The 2663-nt window shown below is 66.6% G+C and carries 2 protein-coding genes; both read right to left on the bottom strand.

Annotated features, from left to right (window positions below; genetic code table 11):
- Positions 1-1240 (bottom strand): N-acyl-D-glucosamine 2-epimerase (locus tag VFV09_00010; protein ID HEU4866085.1); only part of this gene is annotated, 1240 nt, incomplete at its 3' end.
- Positions 1237-2663 (bottom strand): alpha-amylase family glycosyl hydrolase (locus VFV09_00005; GenBank protein HEU4866084.1); only part of this gene is annotated, 1427 nt, incomplete at its 5' end. The genes VFV09_00005 and VFV09_00010, both read right to left, overlap by 4 nt.

The following is a 2663-nucleotide window of genomic DNA, read 5'->3' as shown; positions in this document are numbered from 1 at the left end:
CCGGCATGGTGTCGGCGATCTTGTTGGCCAGGGCCACGTACTCGTCGTTGGGGCGCAGGTGGTGGATGCGCATGAGGTTCCAGGCGATCTTCAGGTTGTGGCCGACGACGGCGCTGTCCTGCTGCCAGCCCCACTTCCGGTCGTGGCTCCAGTCCTCGTGGAAGCGCTCCTGCACGAACGGGCTGTGCACGTCGTCGGGGAAGTGCACGGCGATGGTGTCGCCCGTCTGGACCAGGAAGTCCTCGAGGTCCTTGCGGCCGGTGGCGATCACGGCGTTGATGAGGTACGCCGGCGCGTGGTCGCCGACGGAGTTCCAGTTCTTGCGGGCCCGGTTCGACCGCAGCGAGTCCGAGCGGGGATCGAGGTTGATGGGGTCGAGGTGGGAGAAGTAGCCGCCCTTCTCCGGGTCCTTGTAGAACCGGTCGAAGAGGGTGATCGTCTTCTCGATGTCGCTGAGGATGCGGGGGTCGCCGGTGACGCGGTAGGTCTGGGTGGGGCCGGCGAGGGCGTAGATCTGCTCGTACATCGGGATGGCGTCGTAGTCGTCGCCGAACTCGGAGGTGAAGATCTTGCGCTGGCTGGTGCCCGACACGTCGATGCCGTGGTACCAGTACACGATCCCCTCGGCCTCGTTGGTGGCCCGCATGTGCTCGCGCAGGTACTCGGTGCCGCTCTCCGCCGCTTGGAGGAACCGGTCCTCACCGGTGAGGAGGTAGGCGGTGGCCAGGCCGTAGACCAGCCGGGAGATCGTGTCGGTCTCCTGGCGGAAGTCGGGGGCGATGTAGTCCGGTGTGTGGGTGCCCGACAGCGAGAGCTTGGTGCGGTAGTTGCGCCAGTCGTAGTTGCCGTCGGGGAACTGGCCCCGCAGGTAGAAGTCGCCGATGAACCGGGCCTGGTTCACCCACCAGCGGGGCTGCTCGAAGATCAGCTCCTTGCCGTGAATGGCCGGGAAGATGATCGACTTGACCTCGAACCGCAGGCCGTCGCCCTCGCCCGGGTAGAAGATCCCGTAGGCGAAGAGGTAGCGCTCGGGCACGAGCATGTCGCGCATCTGGCCGGTGGTGTCGAGGTAGGCCTCGCCGAAGTTGCGCATGGCCTGGGAGTAGGTGTTCGGGGTGAAGTAGGCCTGGAACTCCCGGCCATCGCTTGTCCGCAGGCCGAACGAGTCGGTCTCGTCGTCGTAGCCGGTGACGTAGCCGGCGATGGTGTCGGAGAAGGTGAAGTCGACGTTGGCGGTCATGGGCTGACCTTTCCTCCTGCTTGAGAGACGAGCACGACGGCGCTGCGTCCGTAGACGTGATGGATGGTGCCTTCCACCGGGACCTCGGACCCCGGCTCGGCGATGTCGGCAGGCGACGGTTTGGCGGTGTCGACGGCGAGGGCCCAGCTGCGACCCTCGATCTGGGGGAGCTCGAAGTCGAGCCCGAGGTCGTACATGTTCAGCATGACGTGGAGGTCCGGCTCGTCGTGGAGGCCGGCGAGGGTGAACGCCAGCACGCGGCAGAGGGGATCGGTCCAGCCCGGCTCGTTGAGCCGGCATCCGTGCCAGGCGACGTCGGGCAGTCCCCGGGCGTTGAGGGCGCCGCTGTAGAACTCGTCGTGGCGGAGGGTGGGGAAGCGCTTGCGGAAGTCGACCATGAGGCTGAAGAACCGCACCATCTCGGCGTTCTCCTCGGCCTGGGACCAGTCGAACCAGCTGATCTCGCTGTCCTGGCAGTAGGCGTTGTTGTTGCCCCGCTGGGTGCGGCGGAACTCGTCACCGCCGAGGAGCATCGGCGTGCCCCGGCTCAGCAGGAGGATCGTCACCGCGTTCTTCACCTGGCGGTTCCGGAGCGCCTCGATGTCGGGATCGTCGGTGGGCCCTTCCACCCCGCAGTTCCAGCTCCGGTTGTCGTCGGAGCCGTCCCGGTTCTGCTCGCCGTTCGCTTCGTTGTGCTTGGTGTTGTAGCTGACGAGGTCGTTGAGGGTGAAGCCGTCGTGGCAGGTGATGAAGTTGATGCTGTTGCTGGGCTTCTCGCCCTGGGCGCCGAACAGATCCTCGCTGCCGGCGATGCGGGTGGCGACGGCGGGGATGATGCCGGGCTCGCCCCGGAGGAAGCGGCGGATGTCGTCCCGGTAGGGGCCGTTCCACTCACACCAACGCTCCCCGGGGAAGCGCCCCACCTGGTAGAGGCCGCCGGCGTCCCACGCCTCGGCGATCACCTTGGTCTCGGAGAGGATCTTGGAGAGCTCGATGTTCCAGAGGACCGGCGGCACGTCCATCGGCCCGCCGTCCGGGCCCCGGGACAGGACCGACCCGAGGTCGAAGCGGAAGCCGTCGACGTGGCACTCCGTGACCCAGTACTCGAGCGACTCGATGATGTACTTGGTCACCACCGGGTGGTTGGCGTTGAACGTGTTCCCGCAGCCCGAGAAGTCCATGTAGTACTGCCGGTCGTGGGGGACGAGGTGGTAGTAGGCCTCGTTGGCCATGCCCCGGAAGCTGATCGTCGGCCCGTTCTGGTTGCCCTCGCTGGTGTGGTTGTAGACGACGTCGAGGATGACCTCGATGCCCTCCTTGTGCAGGGCCTTGACCATGTCGCGGAACTCGGTGAGGTGGGCGCCCTCCTCCGGCTCGACGCAGTAGGACGACTGCGGCGCGAAGTGCCCGTAGGGGTCGTAGC

The sequence above is a fragment of the Actinomycetota bacterium genome, from assembly GCA_035759705.1.
In the GTDB taxonomy this organism is placed as follows: Bacteria; Actinomycetota; CADDZG01; order JAHWKV01; family JAHWKV01; genus JAJCYE01.
This window is presented reverse-complemented; position numbering and strand designations above follow the sequence as displayed.